Genomic DNA, 24905 nt, shown 5'->3' with positions numbered 1-24905 from the left:
AGGATTACTTAGGATGGTGTCTTTTACGCTAAGTAATTCTCATGTTGATTTCTTTAAATTACGCGATTTTTGCCATGGCTTTAGTGGCTAGTTTCGATTTATTCCGTCGCGATGCTCGCTTTAAAAGCGGCGCAATTCATTTTTTACTGTTCTCCCTTGCCGCTTTGTTTGGTGGGATAGCTCATCATATGCAATTAGAAAAACCTGAGGTCATACAATTTATTCGCCACATTAACTTGGAGCTAAATCGTGAGTTTCATATGAGTAGTTTTAAGTATGTTTATATTCGCGTATGGCTAGTGACGTTCATGTTAATAGGCCTAACTGAATATTATTTTATGAAAGTTTTTTTGTATCCAGTGGCAGAGCGTTTTAGCTTTAACTGGTTAAAAAAGTCTCTTATGATCTCGCTAATCGTATTTATGCTATGCAGTTTGCTATTTAGCTCGTATTCCATTGTGGTGGTTTATCATGTTTTTACTCACTTACTGGTCATAGGTTTTTCTCTGTATTTGATTTTCAAAAAAGATTTGAAGATTTTTTGGTTATTGATTGCCATGGTATGTGTGAATTTGTTAGCGGGTGGAATTTGGGCGCTAATGGCCAATGGAAGTATTCCAAGTGGGCTGCTGCATTATAATGATTGGTATCATTTAATTATTATGCTGTTTATTGTGGCCCTGCATTGGGCCTTGACCAAAGGGGGATTGATACAGACACTTGAAAAACTCAAGCAAGCATAAAAAAACGCCAATCTGTTAAACAGAATGGCGTTATATTTTTTGCATTACGTTATTGTTGTTGATGAATTAGCTTGGGTATTTAGCAAATACCAAACTGGCGTTTGTGCCGCCAAAGCCAAAACTATTGCTCATTACTCGTTTAACATCATGATTTACGTTTTTACGTAAAATTGGCATTTCTTCAGCCCCTGGGTCTAGGGTTTCAATATTGGCCGAACCAGTTAAAAAGTTATGCTCCATCATTAGTAGACTAAAGATGGCTTCATGTACGCCTGCACCACCCAAGCTGTGACCAGATAAAGATTTTGTCGAACTAATCAGCGGCACATTGTCTTTAAATACATTTCGCATGGCATTAAGTTCAGTGATATCACCCGCTGGGGTGCTGGTACCATGGGCATTGATGTAATCCACTGGGCCTGCACAGGTTTTAAGGGCTAACTGCATGCAACGCTCAGCGCCTTCACCACTTGGTGCTACCATGTCAGCACCATCAGATGTGGCAGCGTAACCCTCTAATTCACCGTAGATTTTTGCCCCGCGAGCCAGCGCGTGTTCTAACTCTTCAAGTACAAGCACTCCGGCTCCTGATGAAATAACAAAGCCATCGCGATTGGCGTCGTATGCACGAGAGGCGGTTTCTGGATTGTCGTTGTATTTACTAGATAGTGCACCCATGGCATCAAAGCTCATGGCAAAGGTCCAATGGCTTTCATCTCCCCCACCAGCAAACATGATGTTTTGTTTGCCCATTTGTATTTGTTCGCAAGCCGCACCAATACTGTGGGCACTGGTGGCACAGGCAGAGGTAATACCGTAGTTTAAACCTTTAATTTTAAACGCCGTTGAAAGGGAGGCAACAATTGAACTGGCCATAATACGCGGTACACGATAAGGGCCAACGCGCTTGATGCCTTTTTCACGCAGTATGTCGACACTCTCTACAATGTTCTCTGATGATGCGCCACCAGAACCCATAATAATGCCTGTATTCACATCACTAATTTGTTCAGGGGTTAAGCCTGAGTCTTTAACGGCCTCATCCATAGCGATATAACTAAACGCTGCCGCTTCACCCATAAAGCGCATCAGTTTACGGTCAATGAGTTCGTCTAATTTAATATCCACAATCCCAGAAACATGGGAGCGAAAACCAAGCTCTTTAAAAGATTCGTTAAAACCAATACCTGATTTTTGTGTTTTAAGTGACTCTAATACTTCAGTTTGGTTATTTCCAAGGCTTGAAACAATGCCCAAGCCTGTGACTACGACGCGTCTCATTTTTGCTCTCCTGGGAATAAGCCAACACGTAAATCTTTACCTTCGTAGATTTTTTTATCATCTACATACACATAACCGTCAGCAATGGCCATGGCTGTTCCACGCTCAATGACGCGTCTAATGTGAATATGATATTTAACTAATTTATTGGTTGGTAAAATTTCCCCAGTGAATTTAATAGCGCCGGCCCCCAGTGCGCGCCCCTTGCCTTGACGGCCACCCCAGCCAAGCCAGAAACCTACCATTTGCCATAGGGCATCTAAGCCTAAACAGCCGGGCATTACTGGGTCACTTTGAAAGTGGCAATCAAAAAACCATAAGTCGGGGGTGACATCTAATTCTGCAATTACCTCACCTTTTCCGTATTCACCACCTTCATTGGAAATATGGGTAATACGATCTAGCATCAACATGTTATCGCGGGGTAAGCGAATCACTTGGTTGTGTTCAAATAACTCGCCGTGGCCTGCGCGGATAAGTTCGTCTTTTGTGTATTGGTCTTTAATGGTCATGGCGACTCCTAATTCTCATGCTGACAGAATACCTTTAAACCAATTTGAGTAATTGACTCATATCATCAGGAATCTGTAAGGCTTTACATAAGGTTAAACTTCATGGACAAATCAGTGACAGAATTGATGCAGATCATGCGGCTATAAAATAAAAAAACAGGGGTGATTTGGCTGTGAAAAGCAGGGGAGAAGGGCCTCTAAAACCCACTAATACTCAGTAAGTAGTGATAACTAATGCTAGATGGGAATATAAAAAACCTAGCATGTGCGCTAGGTTTTTTATACGAAAGCTTAAAGGGTTTTAAGATATTCCACCAAGGCCATTGCCCCAGGTTTATCGTCGTTCCAGTTTAGCTTATAGATTTTGGCGTCTTCTAGTATGTCTGTGTCGTGACCTTTGTTGCTAAAGGTTTTAAAACTAGACGTATCAAACATGTAGCCTTCTGTTTGATTACTGCTTGGCTGCCAAGCGTAGCCTACGTTTTGTGTGTCGTAGTCTAAACGACTTTTTACAAATTTAACGGGACGGGATTCAGGCACCAATAAGTGATAAAGGGTAGGAACAGAGCCATTATGCATGTATGGAGCTTGCGCCCAAATACCAGAAAGTGGGCGGGCATTGTAACCATGGTGTTCATCATTTGGAGACATGATTAAATCTTTTTTGCCTTTTAATGAAACGCCATCAAACTCAGCACAAGGTTTAGTTGGCTGATTGTACATGGTTACGGTTGTTTCTGTGTCACAAGCACTATAGAAGCTGTCTACACCGCCTTTACGAACCAACCAGTTCACTACATAGCTTCGATCTAAGTTAGTACCTAACGAATCATATACCTTGCCGTTATGAGGTTGATGGCACTGAGCACAATTTTCAGCAAATAATTTTTCACCTTTTTTAGCAAGTGCAACATCCACATCAAACGGATAAACAGAGGCTGGTAAGCCATCTAGCAACTCAACTGAAAACGCGGATACACGAATATCATTGTCAGATAAGCCTAGGGTTAATTGTGCTGCAAGATTACGGTACATAGGAATAGGAATATTACCATTCCATTGACCACCACCATTGATTAAACGTTCGTGGCTTTTATCCCAGTTTGCTTTGCGTTTATCTTGTTCCCAAACACTCATGAAATCAGTAATGCCCGGAGCAGGGGGTAAAATCAAGCTAGAAAATAAACGAGTAAAGAAGTTATCTTGTAAGGCCGAGTAAGCATTAGTGGTACTAATCCCCGTGGCATCAGCCATACCTGGAAAGCCCTCAAGTGATAATTCTTGAATACCGTCATAGTTTTTATTTAACAAAGCAGCATAGGAGGTGTACTGATCAACAACAGTAGTTGCAAATTGAGGTACGGTCTTATCCATGGTTGTTTTGAAAAACTCGATTTGTGCTTGCTCGTAAGCCGTATCGAAGTTTAGTGTGGCATCTTTGTAGTTGTTATAGAAATAGTTTGGGTTGCTCGCATGGGTTTTATCCAGTGCGCTACTAAATGCATCTATAACAAGTTTGTCGATTTTCTTTTGATTGGTTTCGCTACCAATGATTTTGCTAATGGTTTTGTAAGCACGCACACGGTACTGAACAATATTAAACTCTGTATTCACACCGCCTTCAATATAATGCAGTTTCCCATCGTTATCGCGTACGCGACCAATATGACAAGCAGCACAAGTGAATGAGGTGTAATCCAATTTGTTAGCAGGGTCTGCTTGAGTTAACGCACTAATACCAATACCCATTGGTAATGGGTAGCCAGGTTTTTCGTAGTGTTCAAATAAACCAACGGTGCTTAAGAAGTTATTCTCATCTCCCCAGTATTCAGGTGCAATAACGGGAAGTAATTTGAAAATGATCATCGGAATGCCGTCGGTTTCACTGAAGGCAAAATCTTTAAACCAATCGTAGGCAACTTGGTGTTCAGTTAGGTAGTCTGCTTTTGCTTTTTGACGATCAGCTTGGTTTTGTTGCCAGTTGCTTGGCGTAGAATTTACAAACGGCGTGCCTTTAGGAGCTTCTAAAGGCGGATTACCACATGCTTGTAGTAATAATGCACCGGCGAGACCAGCACATAATATTGGGAATTTCATGAAATTTCTCCAAAGCGGCCTCATTGAAATGGGGCCGCATTCGATTAAAGGGGATTAAAAGCGTTCTTCACCAGTTGGTTCAAAGCGTTCAACGTTATTGGCTTTTAAGCGTTCGTCAGAAATGTCTTTCATTACAATTCGGCGGGCACGGTTAATACCACCTAAAGGACGGTGCTCTTCAAGTGAGTGCCACGGGTTGAAAGATATATTTTCACAAAATTCTTTTTGTGCTTCGCTGGTGAATGTTTGTGAAGGAATATCAATACGTGCGATTTTAATGAATGGTGATTCTTTCTGATCCCAAGGCACTAACGCATTTTCTACTGGCATATCTTCTGCATTCACTTGACGTTGAATGTAGAAATCCAAACACGCAGTTCCACTTTCTAATTGCTTAGCAATATTTTGTTCCATGTAATCTGGATTGTTTTTCTCTGGCTTGTCGCCATAGTTTGTACCGCAGTTCTCAAGGGCATAACGTACAACATTTTGATAAACCCCTTTTTCATTTTTTCCGCCCAGTGCATAACCAGTTACACTGTTCCAGCTGATATTTAGCGGATTAACACGACGTGCTTCCCCTTTAATAATGTTGTAAACACCACGAGGGTGAGTTAAAGCAAACGATAGGAATGAACTACTGAAGAAATCAAAGAAGTCATCAGGGCCGGCAGCAAAGAAAGCATCATGACCTAAGAATAGAAAATCTTGCGTGTGCTTTTCATCACCGTGAGGCAATAAAACACGCTCGTAATTTGGGCCATATGGACGCTCGCTCATGGAAACACGATCACCGTCAACTTTTGTAAGTTTCATCGCTAAACCACGGAAGTCTTTTGCGTAATCTGATGTTACTTCTTCAACTGCGTTAGATAAACGCATCCAAACAGGGTGCTCAGCTCCCGGTTGAAATACACCGTGTTGAAATTCAGGAGCTATGTCGCTTTGTACTTTAAATGTGCCGTGCAAGCAGGCATTAGCTTTAGGGTGAGTATCACGTAGAAATTTCTCCCCCTTATATTGCTCGTCAAGTTTATTGGTTAGTAGGTCGCTAATATCTTTGATGACTTTTTCTTCACCTGGAATGACAAGTTCAGTGCCAAGTGGTGCGACTTCAACATTACTACAACCGTGTAAAAATACGGTTGCAGTGATTGTGGCTAGTAAGGTTTTATTGAGTTTCATGTATAAGTCCATTTTTTAATTATAGTGTTTTGATGTATTCAATTAAGGCCATACGCTGTTCATGATTAAGCGCAGGTTTAACTTCCCAAGTATCAATTCCTAATGGCTTGCCAGTGGCATCACGGCGTGGCTGCCCATTCTCATCTAACAAAGGAATAGGGTCTTTACCGGCTGCGTACTCATGACCATAGTTGTGATTGCCATAAAGTGATGTGTCATAAATGAATAGACTTGGCTCACCAGCTTTGGCTTTGTATGTCATTAGGTTTTCAGTTTTCAAACCCACTTTTACCGGATCAAATTCACGCTGACCAACCGTAAAGGCTTCTGGACGACAGGTGTTGTTTTCACCAATGCCACTTTGACCGTTTTCACAAGTTGGTAATAATAAATCGTAAAGGTTGGGTACTGAGCCATTATGAAGATATGGGGCTGTAGCCCAAATACCATTTAATGGGCGACCTTTATAGGCGTTTAAGAAGTTCTTATTAACCGCTTCAAAGTCAACATGGCGTTGATTTGTGTCTTCGTCAATTAAGCCCTTAATTACTTGAATTGCGGATTGGAATGTCAGATACAAGCTATTGAAAATACCTGCTTGTAATACACCTGCTGTTACTTCGCTAACGGCAGTAAGGGCAGGGATTGCTGATTTCGGATCAAATGAACCGCCGGCTTTTTGATCGCCAGGGCATATATCTAAACCTTTATTAACCACTACCGGCTCAAGTAAGCCGCTATCACCGCAAGCCTCTAAGGCTTGGCGCACCATGTTAGGGTCTGTTTTGATTACCTCTAGGCTGGACATTTGCGCAGTCACAACACGAGATGAGCTGGTGCGATCAATGGCTTGGTGACAAGCAGCACAGGCGTATTCTTTAAAAATTTTCTCGCCTTCTTCTGCGCAGATGATACTGCCGTCATCACAGGTCTTTTTAATAGGAGGTAAGCTGCCGCGATGTTCAGGCTTACGTTCCATGTTATTGATGGCCATGTCTTCCCAGCTTGGCGACCAAAGTGATTTCAGGTGATCTTCAAGGCGGATTAAGTTACGCACTTCAACAGATGAATCGTATTCAACTTTTGTGCCTTTGTCTTCGATATCAATGGTGGCAAATACACCAACAACTTCGCCTGTATTGCGCCCTAGAGGGCCTACATAACCAAAGTTGTTCTCAAGTAAACCATTCCATTGTACGAAGTCGTGCTGTGGTGTATCCCATAAAAATGGATAGCTCACAGGCGAGGTTGGGCTTAAAGTACGAGTAGTTTCAATTAAGCTGCCGTTTTTATCCTTACCGCCTATGTGCAGCAAGGTACGATTATAAATACGGCCAATGGCATCTAAGCGACCATAACCGTAATTGATTTCGTCTTTGTCATCGAAGCAGGCATTGTTGTGCGGATCTTTGTCTTGACGATCTTTATATACCCCTGGGTGAACAGGTTGGTTAGAGCAGTTATAAAAGCGAATGTCTTTGTAGGCTTTAGCTATCTCAGAGCTGAATGCTTGCTTGTCCGCACTGCTTCCTTGTGGGTTTATCTTGTTGAAAAGACGTTCGAATTTTTCTGGATTGGTATTTTCTTGTGAGGCAGCTAACGAGTTTTCAATGGCACCTAACAGAGATTCCATATCTCCAAGGGTTGGGCCGCCATCAATACGCATGCCTGTGCCCTTGTAGTTAATTTGTGTGGTATGACAGGCAGCACAGGTAAAACCTATGTAGTCTTTACCATTGTGTGTGTCTTTCACCCAGCCAACAGGTAATGCGTCTTTGTTGTCGTAACTGGCTTTTTGCGGCAGGTAGCGATATTTCTCAACATTTTTTGTATCTAAAAAGCGCTCAGAGCTTTGTGCTTGTTCTAAGTTGAGCAGAATGTCGTACGGTAATAAGTTGGAGCCTTGGGTGGTATTGTAAAACCAAAGGCTGTCGGCTGAGTCCCAGTTTTGTTCTGGGTAAATGATGCGATTAGCAGAGTCATTAAAAAAGTCATCTGGTGCGACAACTGCCACAGCTTCTTTTTCGGCAAAGCCTTGCGACATATACGCACAGCCTGTGCTGAGCAAGGTTATACCTGCTACCGCACATAATTTTAATGTGGATAAGTTAATCACGGTCCCTCTCTTATGTTTTATAGTTTTGTTTATATAGCTGGTTGATTAAGGCACACCAATGTGTGCCTTAATCACGAAAGGATTTATAACGTTTTCAAGAATTCCAGTAGCTGCATACGCTCTTCTTTGCTAAGAGCAGGTAATACAGTACCGTTTAGTTGTGCGGTGTTACCGGCTGCATATTCGTGGCCGGTGTTAAAGTTAGCACGACGGTTAGTGCGGTATACCGAACCTTCATAGCCTTCACTTCTAAAGCCCACTTTTACCGGATCAAATTCACGACTACCCACCATAAATTCATTAGGACGGTATTCACCTGCTTCTGGGTCGCCTTCTTTTTTCTCTGGTAGTAATAAATCGTAAAGTGTTGGGACGGAACCGTTGTGAAGGTAAGGGGCCGTTGCCCAAATACCATTTAATGAACGTGCCTTATAAGCTAATAACGAACTGTAAGGGCTGGCGGTAGTATCAGGGTTGTAGTTACCCGCTTTAACACTGCTGGCTTTTACTGGGTTATAAAATACAGAGGCGGCTACTGTGTATACCCAATCGGCCCAGCGACGGAAGAACCACTTGTCGGCATCTGGGGTGGCAACAACACCTTTGGTGGCTGAGGTTAATATTTGCACCACAGGCGCATCTTCAGCAATGACAACATTACCAACACCAGTAGATTGGTAAGTGTGTTTAAAGTTACCGGATTTACCTTTGTAGAAAACACTGTTTTCAGCCATGGCTGGGTCAGTGCCGATGTTTTCAATGGCGCTAAAGTTCGCCACAATAATTCGATCTGCATCGGTTGGGTCTACTAATTCGTGACAACCCTGACAGTATTCACCATAAAGTTTGCGGCCTTCTTTTGCTTTTGTTTGATCAATTTTACCAAGAATATCTTCTGGCCAAGCTGGCGATGTTAAAGACGCAAGATGATTTTCAATACGTTCTAGGTTGGTTAAATCAATGGATGACTTAAAGTCGATTACTTTACTTTTGTGATTCTGTTTGGTGATTAAGGTTGAAAGGCTCCAGCTAGGATCACTGGCTGTCCAGTCTAAAATACCGAATACACCAATGACTTCACCAGTATTTCGGCCAATTGGTCCAAGGTCTGCGTTACTGGCAACACCGTTCCACTGAACGTAATCTGATTGAGCAATATCCCAAAGAAATGGGTAGCTTACAGGAGCGTCAGGCTCGTTAAAGATGGCATTACGAATACGCAACATATCTTTTTGACCAAGTCCTGGGAAGCCAGCATCTTTTGATTGCAAGCGGTCTAAAATTAAAACAAATTGCTCTTCACCGATAATGGTTTCATTTATGCCCTGCAAGACGTTTTCGGCTTCTTGCGTGGTCACAATAAACCGACCAGTTGGAGTGGTTGCTTGGGTTAATACGTCGTAAATCTGACTCTTATTAGGAACGTATTGCAGTACGCGGTTATAAATACGACCAAATGCATCTAAGCGGCCATAACCGTACTTCACATGACTGTGGTTTACTGTGTTGTATAGTTCAACCGTGTTGGCCCATTTTTCTAAATCTTGATTGATTTGCTCGGCATTGTCGTAATCGTTATTCAATGCTAAAACACCCTCAACAAAACGCTTGTTTTTTGCTTCGTTTGTTAGGGTTTCTTCCATGGACCATTCTAACTGATGTAAGTATTCGATCATGTTGGCCATGGTAGGTGCACCATCGATACGAATGGCTTGGCCTTGATAGTTTACCTGACCGGTATGGCATGCTGCACAGGTAAAGCCCATGTAGTCTCTGCCTTGATAGGTTTCTTTAGCAAAACCAACTGCTAGACCGTCAGGGTTAAAAAAGGTGGGTTTTTGCGGTAAATAGCGGTATTTATCAATTACGCTGTTGTCACGGATTAATGTTTCAGAGCCTTTTAGTTCAAGGTTTAAATAGAAGTCGTAAGGCAGTAAACCAGAACCTTGAGTGATGTTATAAAACCACAAGCTATCAGATGCTGACCAACCTTGGTTTAGATACACAGGCGTACTGTAATCTTCGCCAAACTCACCGTTGCTGATGGCGACGGCACCACGGTCAGGATCGTTGTCCCAGTGTTGGTATATTTTGCCAACAATTAACGCTAAGACTGAAAATGTTACACCCAGTCCGACCAGCTTTAAGATGATTGATTTGAACTGTTTAAGAAGGCCCCACAGCCCCTTAATGAGCGACAATATTGCACGCATTTTCTACCCTCTATCATTTTTATAGTTATAAAAAACCTCAAAGACTATTCCTGTATAAATAATATGTCTATGGGGTTAGAAAGGGTGAAGCAGGACTCACCAAGAGGTTTTATTAAGTTGAACGAAAAGAGGTGGTTTTTTTATGAAAAATAGATGAATAATTAGTTAAAAATAAGTCACTTATTAATCAAATTTAATGAATTGGTATTGGAAGATGAAGGTATTAATCAAGCTAAGGGGAATAAAAAAAAGTTCAGAAGATTTTATATAAATTTTAAAAAATAATACTAAGTAATTAGTCTTATCACGCTTAATGGGTGATTATTCATCATAAAGGTGATGTAGATTAAGAACGGACACTTTAATGAGATCATCAATTAATGCATTTATATAAAAACGCAGCCCACTTTTTATAAAGTGAGCTGCTTTTAGCGAATAAGCCGTTTTTTTATTTAGTTGGGTTAACCAAGAACTTCGAACCGGTTTTCTTCGCGTTATATTTCAGGATTGTAGCTGGGTCCATAACATCAGCCAGACTGATTTCATCAGTATAGGTTGAGGTAAATGTTGTGTTAATTTCATTGGCAATTTTCTGGTAAAGCTCACCAACACGCTTAGGTTCTAAACGGGCTAAGAAGCGGTTTAATAACCAACCGCTGACGCTCCAAGTCATACCATATGCACGGTTTAACGTGGTTGGAGACATATCCAAGCCACCATACACATAAACCTGTTTGTTGGCTTCTGAGCCGTAAGTGTTAAAGCCAGTGATTTCTTTAGTACCTGAAAGCTCCATGGCGGTTAATACATGGCTGGCAATCTCGCCGCCGCCAATGGCATCAAAGCATAAAGTGGCGCCAGTTTCGTCGATGGCTTTGTAAAGATCAGCGCGGAAATTTTCATCAGAAGAGTTGCAAATGTATTTAGCTCCAATTGCCTTTAGTATGTCTTCTTGTTCTTTATTACGCACAATGTTGATTAACGGAATGTCTTCGTCATTACAGATACGTTGTAGCATTTGACCAAGGCTAGAGGCGGCAGCAGTGTGAACAATGGCTTTGTGACCTTCTAAGCGCATGTTTTCTACCATGCTTAGAGCAGTAAGAGGGTTAACAAAAGACGACGCCGCTTGTTTAGGTGTAACCCCTTCATTATGAGCAATACATGCTTGTACTGGAACACAAATATACTCAGCATACATAGCACCACTTAATACACCAACGGTTTTACCTAATAAGGCTTGAGCTTCAGGGCTATCGCCAGCTGCCACTACGATACCTGCACCTTCATTACCAATTGGTAAGGTTTGGTCTAAACGGGTGCGCACGCTCTGTAACAAACGTTCATGAACCGGCGCTGTTAATTGAGCCTTATCATCATTCAGCTTGGCTTCAGCTAGGTTCGCTGGGCCAAACATAGGCCACATGTCAGAAGGGTTGATTGGCGCAGCTTCAATGCGTACAACTACTTGATGGGGTTTCGGCTGTGCTACTTCAACTTCGTTTAAAGAAATGCTCAACTGGCCTTCAGATGATATGTGGGTAAATAACTGCTTAGACGTTGTCATGCTTGTATCCAATAATAGAGTGAAACAAAAACCTAGAACTAGGTTAAAAATTAATGCTAGAACAGTATTACGTAAAACGTGTGTTGGCTATCAAAATTCACCCTGTCAAAACTAAAACGGCGCAAAACACTGTTTTATAAGCCAGTTAATAATGCCCCCATAAATCAAATTAATGCATAAATATAAGTAATACTATTGATTGGGTGGAAACATTAAAAAATACCCCTAAAACCGGATTAAATTGATTCAAAAGGTCATAGCCCATAGGGGTGATTCTTGCGTTAATAGGGTATATGTAGGTGAGTAACCTCATAAGAATTTAACAGCATAAAGGAGACGGTAATGTTTGAAAAACTATTTTCACTAGAAGGCAAGGTGTGTTTGGTCACAGGTGGCTCTCGCGGACTAGGGTCTTTCATGGCTCAAGCATTTTTAGAAGCGGGTGCTAAGCGTGTTTACATTACCGCTCGTAAAGCCGAAGCCTGCATCAAGGCGGCTGAAGAGCTTAGTCAATTTGGTGATTGCGTTGCTATTCCATCTGATGTGGCAAGCGCAGAAGGTATCGAACACCTTGTGGCGGAACTGCAAAAAAATGAAGATAGCTTAGATGTATTAGTTAACAACGCAGGTACAGGTTGGGGTGCTAAATTTGGTGAAGTAGGGGAGAAAGGTTGGGACAAGGTTATGGACATCAACGTCAAATCACCATTCTTTTTGATGCAAGCATTAGCGCCAATGTTGAAGAAAAACGCCACTGCCCAAGTGAACTCGGTGGTAATTAATGTCGGATCAGTTGCTGGACAAGTTGGTCGAGCTTATGACAACTTCAGCTACGCATCTTCTAAAGCGGCGATTCACCAGCTAACTCGTGTAATGGCGACTGAACTTGCTGAAGATCATATTCGCGTAAACGCCATCGCACCGGGGCGCTTTTATTCAAAACTGACTGAGTTCTTAAGCCAAGACAAAGAAGCCTTTGAAGAAGAATGCAAAACCATTCCGCTGCACCGTTGGGGTGAGCCAGAAGACATCGCAGGTGTTGCGTTAATGCTCGCTTCACGCGCTGGTGGTTTCATCACTGGCCAAGTGATAGCCGTTGATGGTGGTACCACATTAATTAACTAACGTTAAATCTAGTTAGTTATATAAAAATCAAAGCCGCAATTTAGAAATGAATTGCGGCTTTTTTATGATTTATTATTTCTAGTAGGGTGGTGTTAGAGCGAGTGTAGCGAGTTCGTAACCCATCTATTGAATTCAGTAATGGTTTCGATGGGTTACGCTGTTCGTTGATCTCACAGCTAACGCCATCCTACCAACCAAACAGCAAGTCCCGCTTAAACCTTGGTTTTAATTTGGTGGCAACACCGCCAGATCTTGAAACAGCGAACGACCGCCAAGGATGGCGGAAGTGCCGTTTTTGCATGGAGAAAAAAACGGTCTGGGACCCGTCCCATAAAGGCAAAAACCTGCTTAATCTTTCGACTAAGCAGGTTTTTAAAATTTGGTGGCAACACCGCCAGATCTTGAAGCAGTGAAGCTGGGACCCGTCCCATAAAAGCAAAAGCCCGCTTAATTTTTCGACTAAGCAGGTTTTTAAAATTTGGTGGCAACACCGCCAGATCTTGAAACAGTGAAGCTGGGACCCGCCCCATAAAAGCAAAAGCCCGCTTAATTTTTCGACTAAGCAGGTTTTTAAAATTTGGTGGCAACACCGCCAGATCTTGAAACAGTGAAGCTGGGACCCGTCCCATAAAAGCAAAAACCCGCTTAATAATTAAATTAAGCGGGTTTTCTATGTTTGGTGGCAACACCGGGATTTGAACCTGGGACCCCATCATTATGAGTGATGTGCTCTAACCAACTGAGCTATGTTGCCTTTGAAACGGCGCGCATTATTGCCATTTGAGGCGGTAGTGTCAAGCTAGATTTGTGATTTTTTTCAATGACTTAGCCCGTCAAGCCATAAATCCTATGAATGCTGGCTTGTCACTTTTATAGGTAATAAGTACGAGTTCATATATTTACGATATTTTGCTTCTAAATGGGTGCTAAATATCGCCACTTTAAGCCCTCTTTTAGTGTTATCTACTTGATAACTAAGGAAAAATTACTAAGGGTTCACATCTTGGATATTTCTTTTGCGAATCGTTGAAGATTACTGGTACTATCGAATGAAGCACAACCATTATAAAAACAGCTTGTTGTCAGGTCCTTGTTATGCAAAAGCTTAGCAGAATAGAAATCAATACCCAGTCTTTGCAGCGTATGGTGCGCAGCGTGACGTTTTTCAAAGATATCGCTCGTATTGATGACGAGCAGTTTGATTTACTTATTAGTGTTAGTGAGTTTGTCAGGGCTGGCGCGGGTGAAGTTGTTCTTGAAAAAGGTAATCAAGACCAAATCCTGTACTTTCTATTGAAGGGGCAGATGTCGGTCTATTCTGCCGAGGATGGTAATAGTCTGAATTTAATTAATCCAGGTGAGGTGTTCGGTGCCTTGTCTATGGTGACGGGGCGCGGACGTTCTGCAACGGTTAAGGCAGAATCTGAGGTGATTTTGCTGGGGCTTGATTTTAAGTACTTTAAAGATGTCGAAGATTTTAGTTTGTTTTCTATTCAAACTAAATTAGTTGCTTATCGTATGATGTTGCACAATATTCGCTGGAATTTAGAGTTAAATAAAATGCAGCATCCCGAGCACCCATTAAATAAAAAACTGCTTAAAATTAAGCCTTATAATGGTGAAAAGGGTTCCCGTGATGAGCTTATGGCTTTGCATGAACAAGCAGGCCTGCTGGCTAATTTGTTGTGCGAATGGAATGACGAGTTACACGTGTTTCGCTCAAATCAGTTAACGGCTAACTCTTATTAGTTGTTAATATCAAGAAAACTCACCACGCGATTGCGCCCCGAGTGTTTGGCCTCATACAAGGCGCGGTCCGCTTGATCTAAAAATACCATGCAACTTGTTTGGTTATTCGGCAGCATGCAGTTAACCCCTACACTGGCTGTTAAGTGAATGGTCAGACTTCCGTGTACTAGTGGGGTTTGCTCTATTTTTTGGCGGATAGTTTGCGCTAACTCTTTGGCTGTCTGGTGATGTGTACTAGGCAAGATGATGGCAAATTCTTCGCCGCCGTATCTGGCTACCATGTCGGTTTTTCGTTTAGCGGTTTCTTTTAATATGGTTGCTGCATGGCATAAAGCTTTGTCACCAATTAAGTGGCCGTACTCATCGTTTATCTTTTTGAAAAAGTCTAAATCTAAAAATAAAATGGCTATGTAAGATTGTGAGCGGTGGGCTAAATTCCATTGTAGGTCGAGTGCATTATCAAAATATTGTCGGTTATAAATGCCGGTGAGGGTGTCTGTTTGGTTGAGTCTTTCTAATTTTTTTTGATTTTCTTTGAGTTCCATTTCGATGTAAAAAGCACGGGCGTATTCATTATGATAGCGATTACACATGTAAATATAATATATCCACATGACTATAAATAACGGGGCTAAAAATCGATATTCAGAAGTGAAGGAGCAGGCAATAATTGTGGGGGCGAGTACAACACCTACATATATTTGAGTAAACCATTTTTTTGGGGCAAGGCTTGGCACTGCGCCACTAAGTAGTCCTACTAGTATGATGGCACTTAATACAATCATGTCGTGATGTGTGTTTTCAATTACTAAATATACTTGCAGTGACGACAGGGTTAAAGCATGGCTAAAAGCGAGTATCAAAAGTAATGCGCGCCATAACGATGTAGATGTTTGGTAAAAATAAGGGGTTGAATAGACGTGTATGATTCTTAAAATGCTAATAATAATGAACAGGGCGCTAAAGGTAGCGGCAACCATGAAATTAACTTGAAAATAACCAGACCCCCAAGCAAGGGTTGGCCAAACGCTGGCGTACACAAATAAGCCGGGAAATGACCGGTTTAAAAAGTCCATATCTGTACGTTTGATTAAATAACTGTCCATGTGATTCCAAAGTACTTTTCGCATATAAACCTAATATGCGTGTTACGTTGTTATTTTTTATGTGGGAAGAGCCGCTTGATCTCTTCGTCACTCAATGAATCCATTAATTTTATGTTATTTTCAGGTATGGATTCTGGATCTGGGTATTTACTTAATACCTGTTCCAGTGAATCTTCGCGTATTAAGTGCAACATGGGGTAAGGCGAGCTATTGGTTAGGTTTTCGTTGTCGTTTGGCTCGGTTCCGTCAAATTGATAATCAGGGTGAAAGCTCGCAATTTGAATGATGCCTTCAAGCCCCGCCCGTTGTAATAGCCATTGCGCCTGTTGCAGGTACAGCATGTACTCTTCGAAGGTTTTTAGCAAGTTAGGGGTAACCAGTAGGGTGGTTTCCCTTTCTTGGGCTGGTAAGGTTTGTAGTTCATCTAAAGCCGATAATAGGGCTTTATCTAATTCGGCTTCGTCTGAGCCATTAAAGACAGTAATGTGAATTTGTTTGAGTCTTTGTGGCTTGGCCGCAAACGGACACAGGTTTAAGCCAATGACAACATCATCAAGCCATTGGTTGATGTGTTGGGTAATTTGGGTGTGCGACATGATACGTCTTTAATTTGCGGTGAGTATTTCATTATATTATAGCTTTTTGGTTGTTAGTTACTAACTGTTATTACAGACTGAATTATTTGGATGTTGAGTTACTATACTTAGTGTTCAACAGCCAGAATTGGATGGGTGGGTGTGGAAATAATATTGAGGGACATTATAGAAGGGGTGTCGAATAATTATGGCAAAGCCTTCTTTGATACTATTACTGAGCGAATGCATGAGGCAATACACGCTGATTTTACCTTTATAGCCCGTTTGGATGTAGATGCTAATGTCAGTCGTACCATTGCCTTAGTTGGTAAAGATGGCCTTCAAGAAAACTTTGAATACAGCCTAAGCGATACCCCATGCGCTAATGTGGCCGATGACAGTGTTTGTTTATATCCTAACCATATAGTTCAGCTGTTTCCTAAGGATCAATTGCTTATTGATATGGGGATTCAGGGGTACATAGGCGCCCCATTGCATGACTCACAAGGAAAGGTTATGGGTTTAACCGTTGCGTTATTTCAACAGAAAATTGAAAACGCCGACACCATCGAAACCATTTTCCAAATATTTAGCGGCAGAATTGCCGCTGAAATAGAGCGCATGGAATACGCACAGTCATTGGAGGAAAAGGTTCAGTTACGCACTCAGCATTTAGAGGATGCGCTGCGCTCGTTAAAACAAACCCAAAATCAATTAATCCAACAAGAGAAATTGGCTTCGTTAGGAGGGGTTGTGGCAGGTGTGGCTCATGAGATTAATACGCCCTTGGGTATTGCAAAAACAGGCAATAGTTTTCATCAAGATGAATTGAAGAAGCTTAAAATTGGTTTTGATAAAAAAGAACTGAAAGCGACGGACATGACGCACTATCTAAATTGCGCTGAAGAGGCATTAACGGCGGTAGGGTTAAACTTAGAGCGAGCTATTGATCTGGTGCAGAACTTCAAATACGCGGCAGTTGAGCGTATTGATGGTAGTAAAAATGAGTATATTCTAACAGATTTTATGCAGCACTTATTGGTGCCTTTAAGTGGAGAGCTAGAGCGAAATAATATTGCAATTCAAGTTGATGTACCGGTTGGGTTAACCATTGTGACGTTTGGAAGTGAGCTATCGCAGGTGATTCATAATCTCATTATTAATGCCAGTGTTCACGCCTTTGAAGGGATTGAAAGTCCGAATTTAACACTGAGCGTATCTGTTCAGGATGAAAAAATTGTAATCGAAATACAAGATAACGGTGTAGGGGTTGAACCTACTATTCGTGACAAGGTATTTGAGCCATTTATCACCACCAAGCGTGGAGCGGGCAGCACTGGGTTAGGCATGAACATCGTGCATAATATTGTGACCAATCATTTACAAGGCTCTATCAATTTAAAGCCTACCCCTTCAGGTACAACGTGGCAGATTATACTGCCACAATTGTTACAGGCTTAATGCATCGCTTCACAGTATTTTAGCCAGCGCTGAATACCAGCACTTTTGTGTTTCTTTTTGTGCAAGATGAAATACAGAGTTCTTTCAAAATCCCGTTGTGGTACCGCCAGTTCGATAACATCACCTCGTTTTATAGTATCTTCAACTGAAATACGCGAAAGACAGCCAAGACCAAGGCCGCTGCTTACGGCTCGTTTTATGGCCTCTGTGTGTTGTAGTTCAACTGCGATGGGAATTTGTGAAAGTATCCCATGCATCGCTCGATCAAACGCTTGGCGTGTACCTGAGCCACTTTCCCTTAATACCCATCTGTGTTGCTGAATTTGCTCATCTGAAAGCTCACCAGCATTTGCCAGTGGGTGAGACGGGCTGCAAAATACGCATAGGTCATCGGTGCGCCAAGGGATGATATCTAGCTCAGGGTGTTGTATTTCACCTTCAATCATACCCACGTCTATGTCGTAGTTAAGCACCTGATTCATGATGTTTTGAGTATTGGCTACTGTCAGGTTGACTTCGGCATCTGGGTGTTCACGCAGTAGGTCACTTAAAATACTGACTGCCAGATAATTACCAATGGTCAATGTGGCACCAACGGTAACAGGGCCGGCATCTTGGTGTTGCAATAAGGCTTGTTCTAATTCTTTTGCTTGTTCTAACAGGGCTTCCGTTCGAGAGCGGATCAAACGGCCTTGCTCGTTAAGTTGAAGGCGCTTACCAACACGATCAAATAACAAAATATCAAACTGCTGTTCTAACTCTTTTAATGCAGAGCTGGCAGCACTTTGGCTCATGGCTAAACTGTCAGCTGCTTTGGATATGTTTTGAAAGTGAGCAGTGGCAAGGAACACCTCCAGCTGCCTTAAACTGAACTTCATAGCAACACCTCTTTGTCATTTTCCAAAAGGTGTAGGCTTTCTTCGGCAAAGCCTGTACCGGCTTCTACAAAGTAGTTAAATACGTTATCCACGCCAAATTCAAGCAAGTCGGTGCGTTCATCTTCATAGCGAGCAATGGCGGCAATATGTCCTTCATAACCACTCATTTTAAGCTGGGTGGTGATGTCTTTAATGTCTGTGACAGAGGGCATGGCCAGCATGATGAGTTTAATGTGGTGTAGCTCGCGGGTTTCCCAGAAGTCGGCGTCTTCTGCGTCGCCGATGATCACATGACGACCTAAATCACGATGCTTTTGAGCTTTTATGGAGTCTGACTCTACCCCCCAAACTTTATTCCCTAGGCGCTCGTGGAGTATATCGTAAGAGCTGCGTCCCACTCGCCCCATACCAATGATCAGTACCTCGGCGTATTTGAGTTGCTCTTGGTATTCAGGGGTAGGTTGGGTGCGTTCGAAATATTTTACCCATGTACGCATATAGGCGTAAGCGGTGTGGGCGTGCTCATAAAAGATACTGGTAAAAATAAAAGAGATGCTCACAGCTAGCGCTATAATCACAAGCCACTCTTTGGCTAACCAGCCATTGCCTACGCATAGAGCAGCCACTATGAGGCCAAACTCACTATAGTTGGTCAGAATCATGCTGCCTAAGAACATACTGCGTCCAGGGGCTTTTAAAGCGGCCAAAACATGGAATAACATAATCCCTTTAATAATGAGAATAAAACTGATGACTGCCAATGGCGTAATCATTTCAAGAGTTGGCAGGGCAGTGAAACCGATGGATAAAAAGAAGCCTATGAGGAATAAATCTTTAAACGTATAAAGGGATTTCGCAAGTTCGGCCCCTTTGTTGTGCTGACTCAGTAATAAGCCAAAGACCAAGGCACCCAAGTCTCCTTTCAGGTTTACCGCATTAAATAACTCATAACCACCAAATGCCAGTGCAATACCCACCAGTGGAAGTAACTCACCGTGGCCAGCCTTATTGATGATATGTCCCAATACCCATTTGGCAGGCCAAAGCAGCACAAGGCCAAACGCATAAATACTTGGGATTTTACCTGTTGCTGCCACCAAAAATATCACGGCAACAATATCCTGCATAACTAATATTCCCACGGCTAATTTGCCGTGAAGGTTTTTCATTTCAGACTTTTCTTCAAGCAGTTTCACCACACATACAGTGCTGGAGAAACTCAGTGCAAAGGCAATCAGCGCAAGGGCGGGCCAACTTAACCCTTCTAAATATTGAATGCCTAGTAGGGCAAACCCTTTTAATAAAATGGCACCTACCAATACCCAAGAGGCCATATGTAAGCTGGCCCCGGCCCAGATGGTGGGTTTGAATAAACTAGAGAAATTGATCTTTAAGCCAATGGTGAACAGCATTAGGGTGATACCCAAATCTGCTAATGATTGTAGGTTGTCCAGCGGTGTAACCCCTAAACCGTGCATACCAAAACCGGCTAACAAGTAACCCACTAATGGGGGAAGGTTCAATTGCTTGGCTGCAAAGCCGCAGGCAAAAGCGATTAGAATCCAAATAATATCCATGGCTTACCTTATGGGTTGGAAATACTATATCCTAAGAATCGATAATATATAGATGAATTACCCATTTTTCAAATATAAGGTTAGTTTTTATGCTACTTAACAGATAACGATTCATCAGGAGTAGCACATGAAAGGGTTCAATAAAGAAATCGTCACCAGTGTCCACCATTGGAATGATAGCTTGTTTAGCTTCAAAGTGACCCGCGATGCGGGGCTTCGCTTTAAAAATGGTCACTTCATTATGATTGGTTTACAACTTGAAGATAAACCTTTGATGCGAGCCTACAGTATCGCCAGTGCGAATTACGAAGAAGAAATGGAGTTTTTTAGCATCAAGGTTGAAGATGGCCCTTTGACTTCTCGCTTACAAAAAATTCAGCCAGGGGATGAAATACTCATTAGTAAAAAGCCAACAGGGACTTTGCTGGTGGATGATGTGCTGCCGGGGAAGAACTTATATCTACTGAGTACGGGCACGGGTTTAGCGCCTTTTTTGAGCATCATCCGTGATCCGTATACCTATGAAAAATTCGATAAAGTGATTTTAACCCATGGAGTGCGCTACAAGTCAGAATTGGCGTATCAAGATTACATTATGAACGAGCTACCAAATGACGAATATCTTGGCGAATTGGTGCGTGAAAAGCTGGTGTATTATCCAACGGTTACCCGTGAAGAATATGAAAACCAAGGGCGGTTAACCGACCTTATGACCAGCGGCAAGTTGTACGCTGACATAGGTTTGCCAAAACCAAACGAACAAGACGACCGCTTCATGCTGTGTGGCAGTCCAAGCATGTTAAAAGATTTAACCGCTATTTTAGACGAGCAAGGTTTTGATGAAACTCGTCATGGTGAGTTAGCCCAATACGTTATTGAGCGTGCTTTTGTCGAATAGCTATTTTCAACATGAGTAATTATACGTCTGTCATATCGTCGTCATTTTGCTGTAATGGGATGGTCATGGTGCTGTCATAAAAATTGGTTTGAATAGTCACACTTTTAACCAAGGAGTAAGCTATGAAAGCATTCATGAGTGTATGTGTATTACTGGTGGCTTTTGGCAGCCAAGTATTTGCATCAAACCTAGAAACAGTAGAAGGTAAAGTCGCGTTTGAAAAAGGCGAATACTTTTTAACATCTGCGAAAGGCAAGCATCAATTGCAAGGCCTAAGTTTGCAGCAGTTGCGTCATTATGAAGGTCGCACCGTTAAAGTGGCTGGTGAAGTATCAGGCACTCAGCTTGAAATTTACAAGCTGTTTGTAAAAACAAAAGAAGGTTATGAAGCCACTTACGATTGGGACGTGGTAAACCAAGACTTATACGCTGATTAATTTTATAGTGCGAATTTAGTGTAAATAATAATAAAAACAAAAAAGCCATTCATGAAAATGAATGGCTTTTTCAGGTTTGGAAAAGCGTAAATACTAAGGTTTCAGTACTACTTTACCTGCCACTTTGCGCTGTAGCACATCATTTAGGGCGTCATGCACATTATCCATAGAATACACTTTATGAATATGTGGCTTAACTTTACCTTCTAGGTACCATTGGAATAATTCAGTTTGGTTATCGAGGTAATCTTGAGGTTGTTTCTGAGTAAAGGTTCCCCAGAATACGCCCATTACACTGCATCCTTTTACCAGAATAAGATTAACAGGTAGCTCAGGAATACGACCGGCGGCAAAACCAACCACTAAGTAACGACCATTCCACGCTAAACGGCGCACGCAAATATCAAACGCATCACCACCGATAGGGTCGTAAATTACATCAAACCCTTTACCGGCCGCTTCTTTTACATTCTCTGCCAGTTTGTCATCATTCAAAATTAATACATCAGCACCGTGAGCTTTTGCGATGTCTAATTTTTCTTGAGTAGAGGCAACGGCTGTCACTGTTGCGCCCATGGCTTTTGCAATCTCAATGGCTGCAATACCAGTACTGCCAGCAGCACCTAAAACTAATACGCTTTCACCAGCTTGCAAGTTTGCACGTTGCTTTAGGCCGTGGTGAGATGTGCCGTAAGCACATAGTAGGGCTGTAGCATCAACGGCTGGTACGCCATCAGGTAATGGCATAGCCATCACGGCTTCAATCACCACTTCTTCCGCGTAACCGCCGATAGGCATAACAGCAGCCACTCGGTCACCTACTTTTACGTTTTTAACGTCAGCACCGATGGCTTTAACCACGCCAGCTACTTCAATACCAGGGGTAAATGGGCGCGGTGGGCGAGCTTGATATAAGCCCTGTACTAGCAGACCGTCAGGAAAGTTAACACCTACCGCTTCGTTAGTGACTAATACTTGAGTCTCTGTGATCTCTGGGCTAGGTACTTCAACCACTTTTAGGGCTTCAACGGGTGCGAATTCTTCGCAAATAACTTGTTTCATGGTTTAGCTTCCTATGTTTAATTGACAGATACTAGAAGCAAATCTGCTATAAATGAAGTGAATTTATTTAATACGGGGGAATTACTCGTATTTATGTAGATAACAGGTGCCATTTGTCGAAGAGCGTTATTAAACAGCTTTGATTTTAAGCTTCGTTGAGTAAAACCATGTTTTTCGTGGGTTATTGTACTTAGGTATTGCGACAGCTTTAAGTTATTTAAAGTTGTCGCATTATCGGGGGACGTTCAGCACCCACAGTAATGCCTTGTTAGATTGGTTCAGATACATCTGTATTGTAGTTCTCTTCTGCGCAGGGTTGAATATCTATTGCACAACCATTTTGAAGGAAGTATGAACTTCATTACTGATAAGAACTGTCGAGCCGTTTAAGCTGGCGTCATTATTTAAGCGTCGTTCAATTATTTCAGAGTAAGAAATTGCATTGGATAAGTCTCTATCGTTGTTGTTATTGCTACTTGATGAGCAAGACATCAGAAGTAGTAGCATAGATAGAGTTATTGTAATTTGCATGATGTTCCTTTCAAATTCACCGCACTTTGGCATTCATGGCATCTCGGTATACTTAATCCTTCACATAAAAAAATACCGGCTAATGCCGGTAAAAGGTCAATCTATCTAAGATCGTTTATTTTAGTGAGTCACGACTAATGGAGGGATGTTCCGATAACCACTGTCTGCGGTAAAGAAACTTTCGTCATTGGCATCAACCACCGTATAAGTTGGGTCTGGTTGCTCGCGCCATACGAGTAAGTCATAAAAGCGACGAATATTTTGTACGTATTCAACTGGCTCGTAGCCTCGGGCATAACCATGTTTGGTTTTTTTGTAGAATTTCTTCTGAGTTAAAAGCGGTAAGCTTTCTTTAATGTCCATCCAGCGATCTGGGTTGCCACCGTGTTCTTTCGTTAGTAACTGAGCATCTTTTACGTGGCCATATCCCACATTGTAAGCGGCTAGTGCAATCCATGTGCGATCCGGTTCTGCAATGTTTTTAAAGCGACGTTTCAGTTTTGCGAAGTATGCGCTGCCACCTTTAATGCTTTGTTCTGCGTTTAAGCGGTTTTTAACGCCCATTTCTTTGGCCGTGGTTCGAGTCAGCATCATTAGTCCACGTACCCCAGTACGTGAGCGGGCGAGCTCTTTCCAGTGGCTTTCTTGGTAGCCAATAGCGGCAAGTAGTCGCCAGTCAACGTCGTTGGTGATGGCTTCTTGCTCAAATAGTTCTTGGTATTTGTGTAGGCGTTTATCTGCTTGTGCTAAGAAAGTGAGGGTGCCCACGTTGTCAATTTGACGAAGGTGGCCGTAATAACGTTCTTCAAGTTGTGAAAGTAGGCCCGTTTCACGAATCAATTGGAAAAATTCTCGAGATTTGTTCACCAAGCTGTTATCTGTGTATTGCGAAAACGCCCATGCTAATTCTTGTGCGTCTCCAAGGTCTAGCGCACCAGCTACATTTGGGTAGAACCCAGCAAGGGCTTCAAATTCGTTACTGTCGACGATGGTGAAATCAATTTCGCCGTTTTCAACCATTTGTACTAATTCGGAAACTTCAGCATCTTCACGCTCAATCCAAGTAAGTTCTGGCATGGTGTTTTGCTGTAAATCATGTAGATATTGGGCGTGACTTGAATGTGCAGTGACGACCATGGTTTTGTTGATTAATGCAGATAAATCTTTTGGGCGTTTTTGGCTAATACGATATACAAGTTTTTGAGTCACATTTAAGTAGCTAGATGAGAACAGTACACGTTCTGCGCGTTCAGGGGTAACGGTCAAGCCAGCTGCGGCAAAGGCCACATTGCCTGTTTCTACTTCTGCAATTAAGTCATCTAGGTTGTCGGCTACAGTGACATCAAGTTTTACGCCTAGGAAATCAGCAAACATAGAGGCGAGTTCATATTCAAAACCTGATATTTGGTCTTTATCTTGGTAGTAGGTGGTAGGACTGTTACGTGTGACAATTTTAAGAACACCGGATTCAATGATGTCATCATAGTCGTGTCGGCTACCAGAGCTTAGCGCTAATACACTTACAATACACAATAGGCATAGGGCAAAACTGGCTTTTAAAAGCCATTGATGCTTACAGGCAAATTCATGCTGCATATGTGCCTCCCCATTAATTGTGAATGAACGTAAAGTGTGATCTGTGTCATATTTTACTGGCAGAGGTCGCTAGCGCCAAATGGTACTATCGGACAATGCAGGCCAAAATCAACTCAATTCCTTTCTAGCCCCCGTGGTTGTTGATTTTCTTTCTTTTAGAATATTTTGCTATATGGTACTAAAGTATTGATTTTGT

21 protein-coding genes and 1 tRNA gene are annotated in these 24905 nt (G+C 42.1%); 6 read left to right on the top strand and 16 right to left on the bottom strand.

What is annotated here, in order from left to right:
* Positions 1–41: 41 nt before the first annotated feature.
* The gene (locus ABWV45_RS04435) at positions 42–743 is read left to right on the top strand and encodes a DUF6962 family protein (protein WP_353349084.1); all 702 of its coding nucleotides are present in this window, start codon (positions 42–44) and stop codon (positions 741–743) included.
* A 66-nt stretch (positions 744–809) separates the two neighbouring features.
* Here ABWV45_RS04435 and fabB read toward each other — a convergent pair whose 3' ends face one another.
* From fabB to ABWV45_RS04400, 7 genes are all read right to left on the bottom strand, one after another.
* The gene (gene fabB / locus ABWV45_RS04430; protein WP_353349082.1) at positions 810–2024 is read right to left on the bottom strand and encodes a beta-ketoacyl-ACP synthase I; all 1215 of its coding nucleotides are present in this window, start codon (positions 2022–2024) and stop codon (positions 810–812) included.
* On the bottom strand, positions 2021–2536 hold the full coding sequence (gene fabA, locus ABWV45_RS04425; RefSeq protein ID WP_353349080.1) for a bifunctional 3-hydroxydecanoyl-ACP dehydratase/trans-2-decenoyl-ACP isomerase: 516 nt from the start codon (positions 2534–2536) through the stop codon (positions 2021–2023). Before fabA ends, fabB begins: the two co-directional genes overlap by 4 nt.
* A 291-nt stretch (positions 2537–2827) precedes the next feature.
* Positions 2828–4633: a c-type cytochrome gene (locus ABWV45_RS04420; RefSeq protein WP_353349078.1), complete on the bottom strand. Its 1806-nt coding sequence runs from the start codon at positions 4631–4633 to the stop codon at positions 2828–2830.
* 54 nt (positions 4634–4687) lie between these two features.
* Positions 4688–5818 (bottom strand): catalase family protein, encoded by a 1131-nt coding sequence (locus ABWV45_RS04415; protein WP_353349076.1) that lies wholly within the window; start codon positions 5816–5818, stop codon positions 4688–4690.
* Between the two features lie 19 nt (positions 5819–5837).
* Positions 5838–7934 (bottom strand): di-heme-cytochrome C peroxidase, encoded by a 2097-nt coding sequence (locus tag ABWV45_RS04410; RefSeq protein ID WP_353349074.1) that lies wholly within the window; start codon positions 7932–7934, stop codon positions 5838–5840.
* A gap of 83 nt (positions 7935–8017) precedes the next feature.
* Complete coding sequence (locus ABWV45_RS04405) at positions 8018–10147, bottom strand: di-heme-cytochrome C peroxidase (RefSeq protein WP_353349072.1); 2130 nt, start codon at positions 10145–10147, stop codon at positions 8018–8020.
* A 448-nt stretch (positions 10148–10595) separates the two neighbouring features.
* On the bottom strand, positions 10596–11714 hold the full coding sequence (locus ABWV45_RS04400) for a zinc-binding dehydrogenase (protein WP_353349070.1): 1119 nt from the start codon (positions 11712–11714) through the stop codon (positions 10596–10598).
* A gap of 342 nt (positions 11715–12056) precedes the next feature.
* On the opposite strand from ABWV45_RS04400, the gene ABWV45_RS04395 reads away from it, so the two are divergent.
* Positions 12057–12839 (top strand): SDR family oxidoreductase, encoded by a 783-nt coding sequence (locus ABWV45_RS04395; RefSeq protein WP_353349068.1) that lies wholly within the window; start codon positions 12057–12059, stop codon positions 12837–12839.
* Between the two features lie 212 nt (positions 12840–13051).
* On the opposite strand, the gene ABWV45_RS04390 is transcribed toward ABWV45_RS04395, so the two are convergent.
* Together ABWV45_RS04390 and ABWV45_RS04385 are read right to left on the bottom strand one after the other, a co-directional pair.
* Entirely contained in the window at positions 13052–13528 is a 477-nt protein-coding gene (locus tag ABWV45_RS04390; protein WP_353349066.1) for a hypothetical protein, read from the bottom strand.
* A tRNA-Met gene (locus tag ABWV45_RS04385) sits at positions 13517–13593 on the bottom strand. The genes ABWV45_RS04390 and ABWV45_RS04385 overlap by 12 nt, the downstream gene beginning before the upstream one ends.
* Before the next feature lie 341 nt (positions 13594–13934).
* On the opposite strand from ABWV45_RS04385, the gene ABWV45_RS04380 reads away from it, so the two are divergent.
* Positions 13935–14588, top strand: coding sequence for a Crp/Fnr family transcriptional regulator (locus tag ABWV45_RS04380; protein ID WP_353349064.1), 654 nt, complete (start codon positions 13935–13937; stop codon positions 14586–14588).
* Here ABWV45_RS04380 and ABWV45_RS04375 read toward each other — a convergent pair.
* Together ABWV45_RS04375 and ABWV45_RS04370 are read right to left on the bottom strand one after the other, a co-directional pair.
* The gene (locus ABWV45_RS04375) at positions 14585–15718 is read right to left on the bottom strand and encodes a GGDEF domain-containing protein (protein WP_353349062.1); all 1134 of its coding nucleotides are present in this window, start codon (positions 15716–15718) and stop codon (positions 14585–14587) included. The two genes, ABWV45_RS04380 and ABWV45_RS04375, sit on opposite strands and share 4 nt — an antisense overlap.
* A gap of 26 nt (positions 15719–15744) precedes the next feature.
* Positions 15745–16290, bottom strand: a complete 546-nt coding sequence (locus ABWV45_RS04370; protein ID WP_353349060.1) for a DUF1415 domain-containing protein — start codon at positions 16288–16290, stop codon at positions 15745–15747.
* A gap of 141 nt (positions 16291–16431) precedes the next feature.
* Between ABWV45_RS04370 and ABWV45_RS04365 the strand changes: the two genes are divergently transcribed.
* A complete protein-coding gene (locus ABWV45_RS04365; RefSeq protein WP_353349059.1) occupies positions 16432–17730 on the top strand; it encodes a GAF domain-containing sensor histidine kinase in 1299 nt (432 codons plus the stop codon).
* On the opposite strand, the gene ABWV45_RS04360 is transcribed toward ABWV45_RS04365, so the two are convergent.
* Complete coding sequence (locus ABWV45_RS04360; RefSeq protein WP_353349058.1) at positions 17727–18608, bottom strand: LysR family transcriptional regulator; 882 nt, start codon at positions 18606–18608, stop codon at positions 17727–17729. The two genes, ABWV45_RS04365 and ABWV45_RS04360, sit on opposite strands and share 4 nt — an antisense overlap.
* Positions 18605–20185 carry a cation:proton antiporter domain-containing protein gene (locus ABWV45_RS04355; protein ID WP_353349056.1) on the bottom strand — a complete coding sequence of 527 codons (1581 nt, stop codon included), beginning with the start codon at positions 20183–20185 and terminating at the stop codon, positions 18605–18607. The genes ABWV45_RS04360 and ABWV45_RS04355 overlap by 4 nt, the downstream gene beginning before the upstream one ends.
* Before the next feature lie 127 nt (positions 20186–20312).
* Here ABWV45_RS04355 and ABWV45_RS04350 point away from each other — a divergent pair, with 127 nt between their 5' ends.
* Complete coding sequence (locus ABWV45_RS04350) at positions 20313–21083, top strand: ferredoxin--NADP reductase (protein ID WP_353349054.1); 771 nt, start codon at positions 20313–20315, stop codon at positions 21081–21083.
* 122 nt (positions 21084–21205) lie between these two features.
* On the top strand, positions 21206–21520 hold the full coding sequence (locus ABWV45_RS04345; RefSeq protein ID WP_353349052.1) for a hypothetical protein: 315 nt from the start codon (positions 21206–21208) through the stop codon (positions 21518–21520).
* A 93-nt stretch (positions 21521–21613) separates the two neighbouring features.
* On the opposite strand, the gene ABWV45_RS04340 is transcribed toward ABWV45_RS04345, so the two are convergent.
* The 3 genes from ABWV45_RS04340 to mltF form a co-directional block, all read right to left on the bottom strand.
* A complete protein-coding gene (locus ABWV45_RS04340; protein WP_353349050.1) occupies positions 21614–22582 on the bottom strand; it encodes an NADPH:quinone oxidoreductase family protein in 969 nt (322 codons plus the stop codon).
* Between the two features lie 324 nt (positions 22583–22906).
* A complete protein-coding gene (locus ABWV45_RS04335) occupies positions 22907–23113 on the bottom strand; it encodes a hypothetical protein (RefSeq protein WP_353349048.1) in 207 nt (68 codons plus the stop codon).
* A 120-nt stretch (positions 23114–23233) separates the two neighbouring features.
* Positions 23234–24709 (bottom strand): membrane-bound lytic murein transglycosylase MltF, encoded by a 1476-nt coding sequence (mltF, locus tag ABWV45_RS04330; protein WP_353349046.1) that lies wholly within the window; start codon positions 24707–24709, stop codon positions 23234–23236.
* Positions 24710–24905: the final 196 nt, after the last annotated feature.

The sequence above is a fragment of the Oceaniserpentilla sp. 4NH20-0058 genome, from assembly GCF_040371755.1.
Lineage (GTDB): Bacteria > Pseudomonadota > Gammaproteobacteria > Pseudomonadales > Oceanobacteraceae > Bermanella.
This window is presented reverse-complemented; position numbering and strand designations above follow the sequence as displayed.

Excerpts from the sequence above, each read along its gene's own strand:
- fabA (WP_353349080.1), bottom strand. The coding sequence starts at position 2,536 with ATGACCATTAAAGACCAATACACAAAAGACGAACTTATCCGCGCAGGC.
- ABWV45_RS04370 (WP_353349060.1), bottom strand. The coding sequence starts at position 16,290 with ATGTCGCACACCCAAATTACCCAACACATCAACCAATGGCTTGATGAT.
- ABWV45_RS04420 (WP_353349078.1), bottom strand. The coding sequence starts at position 4,633 with ATGAAATTCCCAATATTATGTGCTGGTCTCGCCGGTGCATTATTACTA.
- ABWV45_RS04435 (WP_353349084.1), top strand. The coding sequence starts at position 42 with ATGTTGATTTCTTTAAATTACGCGATTTTTGCCATGGCTTTAGTGGCT.
- ABWV45_RS04380 (WP_353349064.1), top strand. The coding sequence starts at position 13,935 with ATGCAAAAGCTTAGCAGAATAGAAATCAATACCCAGTCTTTGCAGCGT.
- ABWV45_RS04375 (WP_353349062.1), bottom strand. The coding sequence starts at position 15,718 with ATGCGAAAAGTACTTTGGAATCACATGGACAGTTATTTAATCAAACGT.
- ABWV45_RS04360 (WP_353349058.1), bottom strand. The coding sequence starts at position 18,608 with ATGAAGTTCAGTTTAAGGCAGCTGGAGGTGTTCCTTGCCACTGCTCAC.
- ABWV45_RS04340 (WP_353349050.1), bottom strand. The coding sequence starts at position 22,582 with ATGAAACAAGTTATTTGCGAAGAATTCGCACCCGTTGAAGCCCTAAAA.
- ABWV45_RS04335 (WP_353349048.1), bottom strand. The coding sequence starts at position 23,113 with ATGCAAATTACAATAACTCTATCTATGCTACTACTTCTGATGTCTTGC.
- fabB (WP_353349082.1), bottom strand. The coding sequence starts at position 2,024 with ATGAGACGCGTCGTAGTCACAGGCTTGGGCATTGTTTCAAGCCTTGGA.
- ABWV45_RS04395 (WP_353349068.1), top strand. The coding sequence starts at position 12,057 with ATGTTTGAAAAACTATTTTCACTAGAAGGCAAGGTGTGTTTGGTCACA.
- ABWV45_RS04405 (WP_353349072.1), bottom strand. The coding sequence starts at position 10,147 with ATGCGTGCAATATTGTCGCTCATTAAGGGGCTGTGGGGCCTTCTTAAA.
- mltF (WP_353349046.1), bottom strand. The coding sequence starts at position 24,709 with ATGCAGCATGAATTTGCCTGTAAGCATCAATGGCTTTTAAAAGCCAGT.
- ABWV45_RS04355 (WP_353349056.1), bottom strand. The coding sequence starts at position 20,185 with ATGGATATTATTTGGATTCTAATCGCTTTTGCCTGCGGCTTTGCAGCC.
- ABWV45_RS04350 (WP_353349054.1), top strand. The coding sequence starts at position 20,313 with ATGAAAGGGTTCAATAAAGAAATCGTCACCAGTGTCCACCATTGGAAT.
- ABWV45_RS04345 (WP_353349052.1), top strand. The coding sequence starts at position 21,206 with ATGAAAGCATTCATGAGTGTATGTGTATTACTGGTGGCTTTTGGCAGC.
- ABWV45_RS04415 (WP_353349076.1), bottom strand. The coding sequence starts at position 5,818 with ATGAAACTCAATAAAACCTTACTAGCCACAATCACTGCAACCGTATTT.
- ABWV45_RS04400 (WP_353349070.1), bottom strand. The coding sequence starts at position 11,714 with ATGACAACGTCTAAGCAGTTATTTACCCACATATCATCTGAAGGCCAG.